At 65.6% G+C, this 13388-nt stretch carries 16 protein-coding genes and 1 tRNA gene; 10 read left to right on the forward strand and 7 right to left on the reverse strand.

Annotated elements, in window-relative coordinates:
- On the reverse strand, positions 1-363 hold a 363-nt coding region (locus tag AX702_RS01550; protein WP_156455311.1), incomplete at its 3' end, for an MFS transporter.
- 44 nt (positions 364-407) lie between these two features.
- Positions 408-950, reverse strand: a complete 543-nt coding sequence (thpR, locus tag AX702_RS01555) for an RNA 2',3'-cyclic phosphodiesterase (RefSeq protein WP_066775538.1) — start codon at positions 948-950, stop codon at positions 408-410.
- Between the two features lie 122 nt (positions 951-1072).
- On the opposite strand from thpR, the gene AX702_RS01560 reads away from it, so the two are divergent.
- From AX702_RS01560 to AX702_RS01575, 4 genes are all read left to right on the forward strand, one after another.
- On the forward strand, positions 1073-1819 hold the full coding sequence (locus tag AX702_RS01560) for a Bax inhibitor-1/YccA family protein (protein ID WP_066775476.1): 747 nt from the start codon (positions 1073-1075) through the stop codon (positions 1817-1819).
- A 195-nt stretch (positions 1820-2014) separates the two neighbouring features.
- On the forward strand, positions 2015-2803 hold the full coding sequence (locus tag AX702_RS01565) for a transglutaminase-like domain-containing protein (protein WP_066775478.1): 789 nt from the start codon (positions 2015-2017) through the stop codon (positions 2801-2803).
- Positions 2804-2862: 59 nt separating this feature from the next.
- The gene (locus AX702_RS01570; protein ID WP_066775480.1) at positions 2863-3081 is read left to right on the forward strand and encodes a hypothetical protein; all 219 of its coding nucleotides are present in this window, start codon (positions 2863-2865) and stop codon (positions 3079-3081) included.
- Positions 3082-3275: 194 nt separating this feature from the next.
- Positions 3276-3815 carry a hypothetical protein gene (locus AX702_RS01575; protein WP_371262849.1) on the forward strand — a complete coding sequence of 180 codons (540 nt, stop codon included), beginning with the start codon at positions 3276-3278 and terminating at the stop codon, positions 3813-3815.
- 18 nt (positions 3816-3833) lie between these two features.
- Here AX702_RS01575 and AX702_RS01580 read toward each other — a convergent pair whose 3' ends face one another.
- On the reverse strand, positions 3834-4586 hold the full coding sequence (locus tag AX702_RS01580; protein WP_066775482.1) for an extensin-like domain-containing protein: 753 nt from the start codon (positions 4584-4586) through the stop codon (positions 3834-3836).
- On the reverse strand, positions 4586-5344 hold the full coding sequence (locus tag AX702_RS01585) for an NUDIX hydrolase (RefSeq protein ID WP_066775485.1): 759 nt from the start codon (positions 5342-5344) through the stop codon (positions 4586-4588). The genes AX702_RS01580 and AX702_RS01585 overlap by 1 nt, the downstream gene beginning before the upstream one ends.
- 236 nt (positions 5345-5580) lie before the next feature.
- On the opposite strand from AX702_RS01585, the gene AX702_RS01590 reads away from it, so the two are divergent.
- Both AX702_RS01590 and aqpZ read left to right on the forward strand, forming a co-directional pair.
- On the forward strand, positions 5581-6348 hold the full coding sequence (locus tag AX702_RS01590) for a hypothetical protein (protein ID WP_156455312.1): 768 nt from the start codon (positions 5581-5583) through the stop codon (positions 6346-6348).
- A gap of 188 nt (positions 6349-6536) precedes the next feature.
- Positions 6537-7286 carry an aquaporin Z gene (aqpZ, locus tag AX702_RS01595; RefSeq protein WP_066775489.1) on the forward strand — a complete coding sequence of 250 codons (750 nt, stop codon included), beginning with the start codon at positions 6537-6539 and terminating at the stop codon, positions 7284-7286.
- Positions 7287-7389: 103 nt separating this feature from the next.
- On the opposite strand, the gene AX702_RS01600 is transcribed toward aqpZ, so the two are convergent.
- Positions 7390-7465: transfer RNA gene (locus AX702_RS01600), tRNA-Ala, on the reverse strand.
- 230 nt (positions 7466-7695) lie between these two features.
- On the opposite strand from AX702_RS01600, the gene AX702_RS01605 reads away from it, so the two are divergent.
- Entirely contained in the window at positions 7696-8895 is a 1200-nt protein-coding gene (locus tag AX702_RS01605) for a DUF2171 domain-containing protein (protein WP_066775491.1), read from the forward strand.
- Between the two features lie 136 nt (positions 8896-9031).
- Positions 9032-10018 carry an NADP-dependent oxidoreductase gene (locus AX702_RS01610; RefSeq protein WP_197420464.1) on the forward strand — a complete coding sequence of 329 codons (987 nt, stop codon included), beginning with the start codon at positions 9032-9034 and terminating at the stop codon, positions 10016-10018.
- A gap of 53 nt (positions 10019-10071) precedes the next feature.
- Here the strand turns inward: AX702_RS01610 and ypfJ are convergent, their stop codons facing one another.
- Complete coding sequence (gene ypfJ / locus AX702_RS01615; protein WP_066775493.1) at positions 10072-10986, reverse strand: KPN_02809 family neutral zinc metallopeptidase; 915 nt, start codon at positions 10984-10986, stop codon at positions 10072-10074.
- A 149-nt stretch (positions 10987-11135) separates the two neighbouring features.
- Between ypfJ and AX702_RS01620 the strand changes: the two genes are divergently transcribed.
- On the forward strand, positions 11136-11921 hold the full coding sequence (locus tag AX702_RS01620; RefSeq protein WP_066775495.1) for a 3-hydroxybutyrate dehydrogenase: 786 nt from the start codon (positions 11136-11138) through the stop codon (positions 11919-11921).
- 40 nt (positions 11922-11961) lie between these two features.
- Positions 11962-12627, forward strand: coding sequence for a DUF4893 domain-containing protein (locus AX702_RS01625; RefSeq protein WP_082745920.1), 666 nt, complete (start codon positions 11962-11964; stop codon positions 12625-12627).
- Between the two features lie 14 nt (positions 12628-12641).
- Here AX702_RS01625 and AX702_RS01630 read toward each other — a convergent pair whose 3' ends face one another.
- On the reverse strand, positions 12642-13259 hold the full coding sequence (locus tag AX702_RS01630; protein WP_197420465.1) for a hypothetical protein: 618 nt from the start codon (positions 13257-13259) through the stop codon (positions 12642-12644).
- Between the last annotated feature and the right edge of the window lie 129 nt (positions 13260-13388).

The following is a 13388-nucleotide window of genomic DNA, read 5'->3' on the forward strand; positions in this document are numbered from 1 at the left end:
TGCCTCGCCAATGCCCACGCCGATCCGCGCGGCGGCAAGCTGCCCGCCGGTTCGCGACAGGCCGGACAGGGCCGTCATGGTCGACCAGAGTGCAAGCCCGACGCTGATCAGCCGCACGCGGTGCCAGCTATCGGCAAGCCGCCCCAGCGGAATGCCGAACAGCGCGTAGAACACGCCAAACGCCGTGCCGTACAGAAAGCCCAGATCCTCGTCGCGGAGGTTCAGATCGCGTTTGATGTCCTCGGCCAGGATCGAAATCACCTGCCGGTCGATGAAGTTCAGGATGTACACCACGAAGAGGATCGAGAGCACGTACCAGGCATAGCCTGTGGCGCGATATTCACCGTCCGCGGTCGTGTTCATCCTGCTCCCCTCATTTGGTTCTTTGCCCGTGGCCTAACAGACGATCAGGCGAGGGGCCAGCGGGCGATTGGCTCGTAGCTCGCGCCGCTTCGTCCAAGGTGGCTTTCGTAGAGGACCAGGTGATTGAAGGTGAAGGTAGGGCTGGTCAGGCCAGCGTTGCGGGCGAGCCAGGCGTCCACCTCCGGGCCGACGTGCAGCCCGCGGGAAAGGCGCGCGACCGTGAGGTGGGGCAGATAGGCACGTCGTTCCGGCTCCAGCCCAACCCGTACCAGTGCCTGATCAACCTTGCGGTGAAGTGCGGCGAGCGGCTCGTGCGGGGCGATCCCGGCCCAAAGCGCGTCGCTGCGTCCGCGCTGGCCGAATTGCCCGACCCCCGACAGGGTCACGTCCAGCGCCGGGGCGTGGACCCCCGCCAGGGCGGCCGCAACATCCTCGGCAACCGGCCGATCCACGGCGCCGATGAAGCGCACGGTTACGTGCAGCTGATCGTCGTCCTGCCAGCGGGCGCCGGGCACATCGTCCATCACATCGGCAAGCGCATCGCGTATCTCGGGAGGCGGACGGAGCGCCACGAACAAGCGATGCATCGGCGAACCCATTCTATTGTGACGAACTGTTGCCCGGACGGCCCGAACTTGAACTTTGGGGTCACCCGCGCGATATTCGAAGACGTATCCGGCCATTTGCCGGACGAAGGAGCAAACTGACAATGGCTAACTGGTCCGACCCCCGTCCGACGGCGAATGCCTTCGGCGCGAGCGTACCGGGCACGCGTGGCACGGCATATGATGCGGGTCTCCGCAAATATATGCTGTCGGTGTATAACTACATGGCCTCCGGCGTGTTGCTTACCGGCATCGTCGCGCTGTTGTTCGCCAGTGGCGGGCGTGAAAGCCTGGCGGCGCAGATCTTCCTTGCGCCCGGCATCCTGAAATACATCGTCATGTTCTCGCCGCTGGCGTTCGTGATGGTGCTGAGCTTTGGCATTAACCGGCTGTCGACCGGCGCGGCACAGGCGATCTTCTGGGCATTTGCCGCCATCATGGGCGTGTCGATGTCGACGATCTTTCTCGTCTACACCGGTACCTCGATCGCCACGACGTTCTTCGCCACCTCCGTCGCGTTCCTGTCGCTGAGCCTTTACGGCTACACGACGAAGCGTAACCTGTCGGGCTTCGGCACGTTCCTGATCATGGGCGTCGTCGGCCTGATCGTGGCGTCGCTGCTGAACCTGTGGCTGCAGAGCCCGGCCCTGCAGATGGGCATCAGCGCGATCGGTGTGCTGCTGTTCGCCGGCCTCACGGCCTATGACACGCAGCGCATCAAGGAAATGTACGCCTATGTCGCGGGCACGGACATGATGGGCAAGGCCGTGATTATGGGCGCGCTGTCGCTCTATCTGGACTTCATCAACATGTTCCAGTTCCTGCTCTCGTTCCTCGGCAATCGCGAATAAGCGACCGAGAGGCTGAGACATGAGGCTCGGCGGGTTACCCCGCCGGGCCTTTTTCTTGCCCTGCGTGCCGGCCCCGCGTGTCGAGGCATACGGGTGGGTGGCAGGCTGGTGAGCGACAGCGGCCGGCACGGCTGATGCATGTTGCTGGAGTGAATGTGTCATGGTGGCCGGGCCAGTCCGGCGCAGGAACAAGCGATGCGCCTCTCGATCAACGTTCATCTGGATTATGCCTTCCCTGAGCCCGCCGACGTTCTGCTCCAGGTCGAGGCCGCGGCGCTGACTGACCAGCGGATCGAGGTGGAGTCCCTCCTGATCCGGTCGGATCATCCGATCCGCGCCGTGATGGGGGAGGAGGGCATCGGGCAGCGTTGCTGGGCCCGCGGCGAGCGCCGCCTGGTGGCCGATTACCACGCGATCATCGACGTCGATCGCCCCGCCGTCGACCTTGCCGCTTTTGGCCCCACGCCGGTCTCGTCTCTCCCGGCCGAGACGATCGGCTATCTCCTGCCCAGCCGCTATTGCGAGTCCGATCGGTTCGAACATTTCGTTCGGCGGCAGTTCGCCGGACTGTCGGGTGGGGAGCTTGCACTGGCGCTCGTCGACTGGGTGCAGAAATCACTGGAATATAGCGCTGCGGCGACGGAGCCGCGGGGCGGCGCCCTGGCGACCTTTGCCGAGCGGCGCGGCGTCTGCCGCGATTATGCTCATCTGCTGGTCGCGCTTGCCCGAGCGGCGGAGATCCCGGCGCGGTGCGTGGCCGTATATGCACCCGGCGTCGATCCGCCGGACTTTCACGCCGTTGCGGAGTTGTGGCTGGGCGGCGCTTGGCGGCTGGTCGATGCGACCGGCATGGCCACCTGCGCTGACATGGCTCGGGTCGCCGTTGGGCGAGACGCGACCGACATCGCCTTCATGACCATCTTCGGCACGGCGCAGTTGATCGCGCAAACGGTGGCCGTCCGTCGGTTGGCTGCGGACGGCTGAACAAGGAACAGGCGAGCTTCATTGCTCGTTGAGCAACCGTTTCAGTAGGAGAGAGCGTCATGCCGACCCAACAACCGCCGTCCCAGGATGCGGGCCGCGATGAATCAATTTCCAAGCGGCTCGACAAGCACCCCGAGAGCAAGGATGCGCAGCTCGATGCCGGGCTGGATGAATCGATGGACGCGTCCGATCCCCCGTCCACCACGCAGCCGGCGCGGGCCGACCCGGCACCGTCGTCAGGCTATGACGAGGAAGCAGAGCGCCAGCGGGATGCCTGATTGTTGCGTGGAAGACGCACGTAACATCATTCCGTAACAAACGTAATCCGTTCGTCGCATCTGATGTTGCGGCGCGGCATTGGTCATGATCGTATCGGGCGTCGGCCATGGGCGCCCGGGATCACGACAATCATCCTGGTGCATCACGGCCCGGCTTCGGCAATGCGGGCGGGGTAGTCACGATGAGTGCCAGGATGAAGCCAGCGGAAGGCGTGATGACGCTGGCAGAGATGAAGGAATTCGCGGGCTTCAACGCCTCGACGCAGCGCTACATCAGGCGCAGCCTCGATATCGGGCTGGACCGGGATGATGCCATGGCACGCTGGTCGCGCGACGTGGTGGAGGCGGCCAGCATTCGTGCGCAGGCGCGGCACTATATGCGACTGCCGGAAATCCGCGCGCTTGTTCCTGACGAGAGCGGCCTCGACGCTGTTGAGCGGTTTCTGGGGCCGCTCACCACCGTCAGCGCCTTCGATCTCGGGCAGGAGCGAATTTCCAGCTTTTCGGCCTACCGCTTCCTCTATGAACGACTGATCGGTGCGGCGGTTCGCCCGTGGCTTCCCGGCGCTTTCTGTGCGGCAGCCGCGCTCCCGCATCTTCACCCCGAGCTGCGGCGCAAGCTGCTGCAGTCGATCAGTGAGGCGGCGGCCACGGCTTCGGGCTGGTCCTCGCGCCAGCCGGCCTTTTACCCCTATTGGGTGGAGAAGGTCGAAGCCGGCGCCCTGCCGCACTGAGAGCTTTCGCGATCGGTCTTATCGGCAGGACCGCCAGCCCATGGCGCCGCGATCGGCCTGGTCGAGGTGCAGGTGATCGCGATGGGCGGCGTTGTAATCGGGTGAAAGAACGGTCGCAAAGACGCCGCACGCCCCATCGCGAACCTCGCGAAGAAACGCGGCCTCTGCGCCGCCTTTCTTCCAGTCGGCGATTAAGGTGATCCGGCGTCCGTCCGCCAGCCGGAAACCGGAAATGTCGACGGCATCGGCCGTGGCATGCTGGCTGAAATCGCCGCTGCTCCGGCCATAGAGGCGGCGGCAATTGTAGCTGCCCAGATGCTCAATCCCGCTCACGCGCATGCGAAAATGGCGTTCGGCGGCGGGCTGCACGACCTCCCATTGCCAGAGCGCCAGCGCCGCCGCGACCGGGCAGGCGACCCCCAGGCGGGCAGGAATGAATGGCGTGATGCGCGGGTCATCCGCGGCGAAGCGCAGGCCATCGGCATAGCCGCAGCGGGCGCCCTCGCGCAGTTCGGCCAGCGCGACATATTCCACACCCGCCTTGTCCAGGAGCGCCCGGCATTGCGGGAAGTCCTCGCCGAGCGCGGCCAGCTTCCGCCCGGTGAACATGCCGATCGGTCGCGCCAGATCGAGCGGTGCCCAGGGCGTATCCTCCGGATGCTGTCGCAGCCAGCCATGAGCGAGCAGCGCCAGCAACGCCGCCATCGCGAGCGACACGATCCAGCGAAGGACATGACGCACGCGCCCGCGCGTGCGCTTGCGCGGCGGCATCAGCCGCGCATGGCGCTCGCGATCACCTCCGATGTGACCGGATAACCGCAATCGTCAGGGATACAGAGATGCTCCGCATCGCCGCGCGTCTCCGACCAGGGCGTGACCGTCCGGATCGGCGTTTCGCGGGCATGCGCCGCCGCGTCGGCAAAGCTGCTGAACAGCGCCAGCCGCTCCAGGTTGCGGCGGGTGGGAAAGATCACCTCGAGCTTGCCGTCATCGGCATCCGCCAGCACCTGCTGCGCCGTCGCCCAGACCAGCCGAACGTTCTCCGTCTGGTCGACCGTCGCGTGCGGAGCATCCACGGGAAGCTCCGCCAGATAGAAGCGCGTGTCGAAGATCCGCATGTTGCGGTGCGCCGGCCGCCACCGCGCCCAGGGCACGAGCTGCGCCAGATCAAGCGTCGCGTCCGCCTCCGCCAGTGCCTCTGCCAGGGTTGCGCCGCCGTGCAGGGCGGCGCGCATTTGCGCCAGCTGTTCCGCGCTGGGAAGCTCGGAAAGGCCGATCGGCAGGCCCGCCTCCTCGATGGTTTCGCGAACCGCGGCGATGCGAGCGGCCGTCTCCTCGTCCCCGCCGGTCAGTTCCGCCAGCGCATGATCGCCGGGATCGATCCGGCCGCCAGGGAACACCATCGCGCCGCCGGCGAACACCATGGCCTTGGCCCGCTCCACCATCAGCAATTCTGGCGGGCCATTCCTTGCCTGGCGAAAGATGATGAGGGTGGCGGCGGGAATCGCCTCGGGCAGATCGTCACTCATACAAGCGACTTAACGATGCACGGGCAGGAAAGTCACGCCGCGACGCAGCAAAGTGCGACCGTCCGTTGGCGGACCCACTCGCCGGACTGCCCTCGTTCCGCAAGCGTCGCACACCCGCCGCTCATCCGCCTCGGCAATGATCCTGGCGAAAGGCGGGAGTTTCCCCTGTTGGGCGGGTGAAGTCAGCCGGATATTCAGGAGGGCAACATGCCGCTGACGGGAAGGAGAGCCGGTTCGTGCATTTGCTTCCCTCACAACAGCAGGTCTGGCTGAGGCTCATCGTCGTCGCTGTCGCCTCGTTCACGCTGGCAGTGCCGCGTTCTTCCCGCGCGCAGGATGGTCCGCCTCAACGGGAAGAGCAGCAGCGGCAGCAGCAGGAGCTGCAGCAGGAGCAGAAGGCGGCCGAGGATCCGACCAAGATCGCCACCAAGGTCGGCGCATCCTATGCCGGGGAGCTTTCAGTGTCCGGCTCGATGGCCGTCGGCCCCAAGTTCAAGTTCAACGGGCGCATCGCAAAGTCAGGCCAATGGTCGCTGGGTGCGTCCTATCTCCTCCCGATCGCGATCGTCACTTTTGCCGCCGGGCGAAGCGAGCTGGACTCGGGCATCCAGCAGACCCGTTATTCGCTGGGCGGCTTCGTGCCCCTCGCACGGGCGGGCCTGAAAACGGGCAAGTGGCAAATCTTCGTGCCGTTCGGCTACACCTATACCAATGGCCGGCAGGCAGTGACCGATCTGGATCAGCAGGAAGGCATCCCGATCGAGGTTAGCAGCAACAGCGCCTATCTCGGCGTGTTCACGATCCGCCCGCTGACCGAGCGGCTGACGCTGATCGCCGGTGCGAACTTTTCGAAGGGGACGAACGACTTCTCCGGCCTCGCGGCAGCTGGCGGCCTGTCCTATCATCTCACCGGCAAGGATACCGTGTCCGCCAGGGCAAGCTACGTCACCAACACCTTCGGGCAGAACACCCGGCTGGGCGTGTCCTACCAGCACGAATTCTAGTCCCGATCAGGAAGAGCCAGGTGTGTCGCGGAAACATCGTTGCCGGGCACGCCATTGCTCATGGACGGGCGCCTCAGCCTTTTGCCCTACGGGCAGTTTCTTTCTTCAGGCCGGGCTAACCCCGATATTGCCACGACAAAGACGCCCTAGCCTCAGGTCCCGGCGACGAAAGGCTGCGGGAGAGCAAGATGCCGGATCTGGGACGACGCATGGGGGCCGAGCTTGTTGGCACCTTCTGGCTGGTCTTCGGCGGGTGCGGCAGTGCCGTCCTTTCCGCTGCTTTCCCGAACGTAGGCATCGGGCTGCTTGGCGTGTCCTTTGCATTTGGCCTGACCGTTCTGACGATGGCCTATTCGGTTGGGCAAGTCTCCGGCTGTCACCTCAATCCTGCGGTCACCTTCGGTCTCTGGGCCGGCAACCGCTTCCCGGCGAAGGATATCGCGCCTTATGTCTTGGCGCAGGTCGTCGGCGCGATCGCAGCGGCCTGGCTGCTGTACCAGATCGCCAGCGGCGCACCGGGTTTTGATCTCGCCACAAACGGCCTGGCCGAGAACGGCTATAGCAGCGCCTCGCCCGGCGGCTTCAGTCTGGCCGCCGGCTTTACCATCGAACTCGTTCTCACCGCCGGGTTTCTGCTCGTCATCATCGGCGCGACCGATCGGCGTGCGCCGGTCGGTTTCGCCCCGATCGCGATCGGCCTCGCCCTGACGCTGATCCACCTCATCAGCATCCCCGTCACCAACACCTCGGTGAATCCGGCACGGAGCACTGGCCCGGCATTGGTGGTCGGCGGGCTGGCGATCCAGCAGCTCTGGCTATTCTGGCTCGCACCCATTCTGGGCGGCATTGTCGGCGGTCTCGTCTACCGTTCGGTCTTCGCCGCCCCCGCGCAAGAACCCGACGTCACCGGCGAACCGGGACGCCCTCGTGCGGAATGAGGCGGCTGCGTGCCGCTTGCCGGTAAAGAAGGGCGCCGCCCGCTTCTTCACGAGACGAGCGGTGCGGGGTGAGCGAGCAAGACTGAAGCATAAAGGGGCGGGCTGGTGGAGCCGAGGGGAATCGAACCCCTGACCTCTGCAGTGCGATTGCAGCGCTCTCCCATCTGAGCTACGGCCCCGCCCGGACCCCGGCGAAGCCGGGAGCGTCGCCCTTAGCTTGCGCTTCGCGTTCATGCAACGGCTTCTCGTCGCAGGCTGAAATGATCCGCCGGTGGCTCGGCGACGGGAACGATCGTCTGGGCGAAAACGGCCCGCTTGAGGGGGAACATTCGCCCCGGTCAGCCTTTCAAACAGCATCGTGACCGGGCGACACAGCCCGGCGCTGTCCGCAGACGGAAGGAGTTTGGACATGGGCTATGACCGTAATTCGCGCGGCGATTATAGTGGCCGACGCGACCAGCAGGACTATGGCCGGGACTTTGGCTCGGGGCGTGATTACACCTATTCCAGCGCGCGCGAATATAGCGCTGCCGGCGCCCTGGATCGCGGCCGCAACCGCGGCCATGACGACGACGACGATGATCGCGACTACACCCGCAACTTCGTGCCTTATGGCGAACGCAGCGATCAGGACCGCGGCTATGGGTCGGGCGAGTCCTACGGTCGGCGCGGCGGCGGCCGCGGCTGGAGCGATCGCGACAACAACACCCGCGACTGGGGTGAGCGCAGCGGTGGCGGCTTAGGCTACGGCCAATCCGGCTACGGGCAGTCCGGTTATGGCCAGTCCGCCTATGGCCAGTCCTCGGGCGAGCGCTACGGCCGCGCAGGATATGGCGCCGATGATTCACGCGGCGGTGGTTATGGTGGCGGGCGCCGGTTCGACACGGGCGATCGCTTCCGGGATCGTGAGTTCGGCGGCCAGCGGCAGCGAATGGGTGGCGGCGGCGGCGGCAATCGCCAGCGCGGCGGCTATCGCGGGGTCCCGCAGGGCTATGATTATGACGATCGCGGCTTCTTCGCCCGCGCCGGAGACGAAGTGCGCTCCTGGTTCGGCGATGACGAGGCGGAGCGCCGCCGCGAGGCCGACATGCGCTATGATGAGCGCAACTATGGCGACCAGAACGCATATGATCGCGATTCCGATTATGGCTCCTGGCGCCGTACCCAGATTGCGGCGCTCGACCGCGACTATGACGAGTATCGCCGAGAGAACCGCAGCAAGTTCGAGAATGAATTCTCGTCCTGGCGCACGACCCGCCAGACCCAGCGCGATTCGCTGAACAAGGTGAAAGAGCATATGGACGTCGTCGGCTCGGACGGCACGCATGTCGGCACTGTGGACAAGGTGCGCGGTGATCGCATCCTGCTGACCAAGAACGATCCCGAGGCCGAAGGGCATCATCATTCGATCCCGTCGAGCTGGATCTCCAGCGTGGACACGAACGTGACGCTGTCCAAGACGGCGGACGAAGCGAAGAAGCATTGGCGCGACGAGGAGAATAGCTCCGCCCTGTTCGGCTATGGTGATCGCACGGACAAGCGTAGCGGTGACCAGGACGACAATCAGCGCCGCACGAACCTCGATCGCAGCTTCTCCGGCACCTACTGATCTTCACCAGCCAACCGCCGGCCGTTTCCCTCTGCGGCCAGGCGAGCGGGGAGCCCGGGCACGACGCCCGGGCTCTTTGCGTTGGGCCCGCCCCTCGGGCATAAATGCGTCAAGCCAGACAAGATGGGAGAGAATGATGCCGCGTGCCTGGACCTTGCACTCGCGCCCCAAGGGTATGCCGAAATCGGGTGACTTCGCCCTGATCGACCGGCCGTCGGCCCCGCTTACCGACGGCGAGGTGCGCGTTGCGAACAACTGGCTTTCGGTTGATCCGTACATGCGCGGGCGGATGAATGACGTGAAAAGCTACGTACCGCCATTCGCTTTGGGTGAACCGATGCAGGGGGGTGCGATCGGCGAAGTGGTGGAAAGCCGATCCGACAAGGTGCCGGTCGGCACCAAGGTTCAGCACATGCTCGGCTGGCGCGAAGAAGCGGTGCTGCCGGCCGGCCAGGCGCAGCCACTGCCGCGGCTCGACGTGCCGGACGAGGCATTTCTGGGCCAGTTCGGCATGCCCGGCATGACCGCCTATTTCGGGCTGCTGGATGTCGCACAGGCGCGGGCAGGGGACATCGTCTTCGTGTCAGCGGCGGCTGGCGCGGTCGGATCGACCGTCGTCCAGATCGCCAAGGCGAAGGGCATGACGGTGATCGGTTCGGCCGGCGGGGCGGCAAAGTGCGATTGGGTAAAGTCGCTCGGCGCCGATGCGGTGATCGATTATAAGTCGGGCGACGTGGTGCAGGCGCTTGCCAAGGCAGCGCCCGAGGGCATTGACGTTTACTTCGACAATGTCGGCGGGGATCACCTGGATGCAGCGCTGCTCGCCGCCCGCATGAACGCGCGCTTCGCGATCTGCGGCATGATCGACATCTACAATGAAGGCCAGCCGCAGTCGCTGAAGTATCTGGCGAAGGTGATTGGTGCGCGGGTGACGATCAAGGGCTTCCTGGTCGGCGATCACCTCGCCCGCGCGGCGGATTTCTATGAGGACATGGGGCGCTGGTTGAAGGACGGTAGTCTCACGCGCGAGCAAACGGTGTTTGAAGGACTGGAATCCGCGCCCGACGCTTTCCTCGGTCTCTTCACCGGCGCCAACAAGGGCAAGATGCTGGTGCGCATCTGATCCGAACCGGGGCGTCGAGCGGGTTTCCGACGACGCCCTCTGGTTCGCCGTGATCAGATCGCGCCGCTGAACGTGTCGCAGACCGCCGGATCGCCGCTTTGCAGCCCGCGGTTCAGCCACGCCTGCCGCTGCGCCGAGGTGCCATGCGTGAAGCTTTCGGGCATCACACGGCCCTGAGCTTCGCGCTGGAGCGTGTCATCACCGATCGCCTCGGCCGCGCGCATCCCCTCCTGGATGTCGCCCGGCTCCAGCCGGTCGCGGTTCTGCGCCGCCCACACGCCGGCGTAGCAATCCGCCTGCAGCTCCAGCCGCACCGACAGGGCGTTACCCTCTTCGCGGCTGCCGCGCGCCTGAGCCTGGCGAACCTGTTCGGAAGCGCCGGTCAGCGTCTGGATATGATGGCCAAATTCGTGCGCCACCACATAATATTGCGCGAAATCGCCGGCTGCGCGGTATTTCTGGACCAACTCGTCAAAGAAGCCGGTGTCGATATACACGCCCTGGTCCGACGGGCAGTAGAACGGCCCCATGGCCGACGAGGCCGCGCCGCAGCCGGACATGCCCTGCCCGCCGTAAAATACCAGCTTGGGCGCCTGGAATTGCTGGCCGGACTGGGCAAACAGCCGCTCCCACGTATTTTCCGCCGAGGAGAAGGCGTTGCAGGTCGATCGCGTTGCTGCGTCGACCGAGCAGGCGGCCGTCGCGCCGCCGCCGCCGGCACTGCCCGCGCCGTTTCGGCTCACTTGGGTGGAGGGAGCGCTGCCGCCGCCGGTCAGCAGCCCGCCGATATTGCCGAGGCCGCCGAACACCGCAAAGATCAGCAGGACCACCACAATGCCGCCGCAGCCGAACCGGCTGCCGATCAGCGGCAGCAGGCCGAGCAGCAGGCCGCCACCGCCGCCGCCGCCGAAGCTTTGCCCGCGTTGATCCTCGACATTGATGTCCTTGTCGAAATCGTCGAGCCGCATGGCGGTGTTCCTTCGTTACCGATCCGGCATGAATGCGCGAAGATGAAGGCCGGTTGCAATCGACGCGGGTTGATTGCCTATGTTCGCGGTGACCCACGGCGTTGACGGCAAGCGCACGGCCGGCGGGCCCGCTGATAGGGAGATGGATCATGTTTCTGAAGGGCAAGACCGCATTGGTCACGGGCTCCACCTCCGGCATCGGCGCGGCTTATGCGCGTGCGCTGGCGGGGGCAGGGGCGGCCGTCATGATCAACGGCTTCGGGGAGGCCGAAGCGATCGAGCAGCAGTGCGCCGCACTGGCGCAGGCGAGCGGCGCGCCCGCGCTGCACGACCCGGCCGACATGACCCGACCGGAAATGATCGAAGCCATGGTGGCGCGTTGCCATGGCGAGCTTGGCGGGCCCGATATTGTCATCAACAATGCCGGCATCCAGCATGTCGCGCCGGTGGCCGACTTCCCGACCGACACATGGGATGCGATCATCGCCATCAACCTGACCAGCGCCTTTCACGTGATGCGCGCGTCCGTTCCGCTGATGCGTGCAGCCGGCTGGGGCCGGATCATCTCCACGGCTTCCGCCCACAGCCTCGTGGCCAGCCCGAACAAGTCGGCCTATGTCGCTGCCAAGCACGGCCTGGTCGGCCTGACCAAGACGGTGGCGCTGGAAACGGCCACCGACGGGATCACGGTCAACTGCATCTCGCCCGGCTATGTCTGGACGTCGCTGGTCGAAAATCAGATTCCCGATACGATGAAGGCGCGCGGCCTCACCCGTGATCAGGTGATCAATGACGTGCTGCTGTCTGCCCAGCCGACGAAGAAGTTCGTGACGCCGGATCAGGTCGCCGCCTTTGCGCTGTTCCTGTGCCGCGAAGAGGCAGCCTCGATCACCGGCGCGAACCTTTCCATGGATGGCGGCTGGACCACCGCCTGATCGCGGGCTAGCCCTTCGGCAACAGGGAAGGGTCGTCGGCATGAAGCAGGTGCTGGTCGCATTGACCGCGGCGGCGACGCTCGCAGGCTGTGGTGGGCGAAAGGCGGCGCCGCAGGGCGCACGTCCCGCGCCCGCTGTGGCAGGCGCGCGAACGCCTGTCGCGCCGCCGCTGGACTGGCGGACGGTCGCGACGCTCGCCGATCGTGATCGTTTACGCAAATGGCGGTCAGCCTGGCTGGAGGCGCTGGAGCGGGCGCGTGCTGGCGGGTCTGGGCCGGCGATCGCCGCGCAAGGGGCGCTGCTGGTTCCCGATGCACGGCTTGCCGATCCGCTGCCTCCACCGGGGCAATATCGCTGCCGCGTGTTCAAGCTGGGCGCGAAGAGCGCCGGCATGCTCGATTACATCGCCTATCCGCCCTTCACCTGTCGCATCGATCACGACGGTGCCCTCCTTCGCTTCGAAAAGATCAGCGGATCGCAGCGTCCGGTTGGGCGCATCTTTCCCGATGCGGGCGGGCGGCCAGTGTTCCTGGGCACCTTGATGCTGGGCGATGAGACCCGCGCCATGGCCTATGGCCGCGACGAAGATCGCGACATGGCAGGCTTCGTGGATCGTGTCGGGGAGGCGCGCTGGCGGCTGGTCCTGCCGTTACCCGCCTTTGAATCGCTGGTGGACGTGATCGAGCTCGTGCCTGCCACGTCCTGATCGGAAACTGGCGGCTACTTCACCGGTGCAGGCGCATTGGTGGCGATCATCGCCCTTGGTTCGGGCGCGCGCTTCTCCCTTTCGAGTGCCGCCAGATATTGCTTGCCGTGTCGGTCGATGATGGTCACCTGCGCCGCATTGGCGCTGGCCACCGCCTTCAGGAACGAGCGCGGCTTTTTCATCAGCGCGGGGAAATCCACCCGGGTCAGCCCCGCCCGGCGAGCGGCCTCCTGCGCGAAGTGCACGCAATTGCGCGTGTTCATCCGATAGGTGCCATCGCCCTTCGTTTCGTCCCACTCGTTCACCAGGCGCAGGATGTCAGCATATTGCGCATCGGTCAGGACCAGGGAGAATTGCGCATCGCTCCCCTCCATGTAGCCGCGTTTGGCAATGTCGATGCGGCCCTGCACCGGACCAAACAGGATTGCGGGCGAAATCGCCTTTGGCGTGAAGCCGTAATTGAGGTCGACCGGCTCGCCCCCCGCATCGGGCGTGCCGCGCAGCGTGAAGAAGGCGTGCGGAAAGTGATTGCCGAACTCATGGCTCCAGAAGGTGATGGTCACGGCGGCATGGGCGGGCAGGGCCGCCAGCGAGAGCAGGAGCGCGGCAAGGGCGGCGACTAGACGCGTCATGCGGGTGGTTCTGTCATTCTCCGGCGGACCGCTCAACCCGTTGGTTTGCCGGGTCGACATGGAAACACCCGCCGGTGGCGAACCACCGACGGGCATCCTTCCTCCCCAGGAACTTGGTGGCGGTGCGGC

Source organism: Sphingomonas sp. CCH5-D11 (assembly GCF_001557395.1).
In the GTDB taxonomy this organism is placed as follows: domain Bacteria; phylum Pseudomonadota; class Alphaproteobacteria; order Sphingomonadales; family Sphingomonadaceae; genus Sphingomonas.

Bases quoted from the DNA above. Each gene is read 5' to 3' on its own strand.
- thpR (WP_066775538.1), bottom strand. From the start codon at position 950: ATGCATCGCTTGTTCGTGGCGCTCCGTCCGCCTCCCGAGATACGCGAT.
- AX702_RS01560 (WP_066775476.1), top strand. From the start codon at position 1,073: ATGGCTAACTGGTCCGACCCCCGTCCGACGGCGAATGCCTTCGGCGCG.
- AX702_RS01565 (WP_066775478.1), top strand. From the start codon at position 2,015: ATGCGCCTCTCGATCAACGTTCATCTGGATTATGCCTTCCCTGAGCCC.
- AX702_RS01570 (WP_066775480.1), top strand. From the start codon at position 2,863: ATGCCGACCCAACAACCGCCGTCCCAGGATGCGGGCCGCGATGAATCA.
- AX702_RS01575 (WP_371262849.1), top strand. From the start codon at position 3,276: ATGAAGCCAGCGGAAGGCGTGATGACGCTGGCAGAGATGAAGGAATTC.
- AX702_RS01580 (WP_066775482.1), bottom strand. From the start codon at position 4,586: ATGCCGCCGCGCAAGCGCACGCGCGGGCGCGTGCGTCATGTCCTTCGC.
- AX702_RS01585 (WP_066775485.1), bottom strand. From the start codon at position 5,344: ATGAGTGACGATCTGCCCGAGGCGATTCCCGCCGCCACCCTCATCATC.
- aqpZ (WP_066775489.1), top strand. From the start codon at position 6,537: ATGCCGGATCTGGGACGACGCATGGGGGCCGAGCTTGTTGGCACCTTC.
- AX702_RS01605 (WP_066775491.1), top strand. From the start codon at position 7,696: ATGGGCTATGACCGTAATTCGCGCGGCGATTATAGTGGCCGACGCGAC.
- AX702_RS01610 (WP_197420464.1), top strand. From the start codon at position 9,032: ATGCCGCGTGCCTGGACCTTGCACTCGCGCCCCAAGGGTATGCCGAAA.
- ypfJ (WP_066775493.1), bottom strand. From the start codon at position 10,986: ATGCGGCTCGACGATTTCGACAAGGACATCAATGTCGAGGATCAACGC.
- AX702_RS01620 (WP_066775495.1), top strand. From the start codon at position 11,136: ATGTTTCTGAAGGGCAAGACCGCATTGGTCACGGGCTCCACCTCCGGC.
- AX702_RS01625 (WP_082745920.1), top strand. From the start codon at position 11,962: ATGAAGCAGGTGCTGGTCGCATTGACCGCGGCGGCGACGCTCGCAGGC.
- AX702_RS01630 (WP_197420465.1), bottom strand. From the start codon at position 13,259: ATGACGCGTCTAGTCGCCGCCCTTGCCGCGCTCCTGCTCTCGCTGGCG.